This is a genomic window from Streptomyces katrae, assembly GCF_000966975.1.
Classification (GTDB): domain Bacteria; phylum Actinomycetota; class Actinomycetes; order Streptomycetales; family Streptomycetaceae; genus Streptomyces; species Streptomyces katrae.
In genome coordinates, this window is record NZ_JZWV01001472.1 from 1 (window position 1) to 1,490 (window position 1,490).

Consider the following 1,490-nt stretch of genomic DNA (forward strand, 5'->3'; position numbering starts at 1 on the left):
GCATCATCAACGCCGACGCCTCCGACCTGCTGGTCGAGTTCGCCGAGCTGACGGGCATCCCGGTCATCTCCACCCTGATGGGCTGGGGCACCATCCCGGACGACCACGAGCTGGCCGCCGGCATGGTCGGCGTCCAGACCGCCCACCGCTACGGAAACGCGACCTTCCTGGAGTCGGACACCGTCATCGGTATCGGCAACCGCTGGGCCAACCGTCACACCGGTTACAACCTGGAGGCCTACACCAAGGGCCGCAAGTTCGTCCACGTCGACATCGAGCCCACCCAGCTGGGCAAGATCTTCGCCCCGGACTTCGGCATCGCCTCCGACGCCAAGGCCGCCCTGGAGCTCTTCATCGAGGTCGCGAAGGAGTGGAAGGCCGAGGGCAAGCTGCCGGACTTCTCCGCCTGGGCCGCCTCCGCGCAGGAGCGCAAGGCCACCCTGCAGCGCCGTACGCACTTCGAGAACATCCCCATGAAGCCGCAGCGCGTCTACGAGGAGATGAACAAGGCCTTCGGCCCGGAGACCCGCTACGTCACCACCATCGGCCTCTCGCAGATCGCCGCCGCGCAGTTCCTGCACGTCTACAAGCCGCGCCACTGGGTCAACTGCGGCCAGGCCGGCCCCCTCGGCTGGACCATCCCGGCCGCCATCGGCGCCGCCACCGCGCAGCCCGACGTCCCGGTCGTCGCCCTCTCCGGCGACTACGACTTCCAGTTCATGATCGAGGAGCTGGCGGTCGCCGCCCAGCACAAGGTCCCCTACGTCCACGTCCTCGTGAACAACGCCTACCTGGGTCTGATCCGCCAGGCGCAGGGCGGCCTCGGCATCAACTTCGAGGTGAACCTCGAGTTCGAGAACATCAACACCCCGGAGATCGGCGTCTACGGCGTCGACCACGTCAAGGTCGCCGAGGGCCTGGGCGTCAAGGCCATCCGCGTCACCGACCCGGACAAGCTGGGCGAGGCCTTCGAGGAGGCCAAGAAGCTGGCGCAGGAGTTCCAGGTCCCGGTCGTCGTCGAGGCCATCCTGGAGCGCGTCACCAACATCGCGATGAGCAAGACGGTCGACATGAGCGACGTCACCGAGTTCGAGGAGCTCGCGACCGAGCCGGGCCACGCCCCGACCGCGATCAAGCCCCTCCAGGTCTGATCGACCCCGCACGTACGCAGCGGCCCCCGCCCCTCCTTCCCGGAGGGCGGGGGCCGCTGGGCGTTCGGGGGTGGTGCGGGCCAGTGGCCACACCGCTGTCCAGACCAGTGAGTACGAGGCACGGTCCGACGGTGACCGACACCCCGACGGGGTGAATCCGGGGCGGCGCCAACCACCCGCGGCCCGGGCCCCGGCCCCCGGGCGGCACCCACGCGGAGGCATGCCCTGCGGCCCTGAGAACGGCCGGCTCCGGTTGCAAGCGGGGCCGGGGGCCGTACCCCCCTCGGACGGCCTCAGGGACGGTTGGGGGCTTCCCGTCAGTCCCATCGTCCTTCCGCG

Annotated in this window: 1 protein-coding gene; it reads left to right on the forward strand. The window is 69.7% G+C overall.

What is annotated here, in order from left to right; translation table 11 throughout:
* Nucleotides 1–1,151: thiamine pyrophosphate-dependent enzyme (locus VR44_RS38425; protein ID WP_045952321.1), on the forward strand; the 1,151-nt coding region annotated here is incomplete at its 5' end.
* Nucleotides 1,152–1,490: the final 339 nt, after the last annotated feature.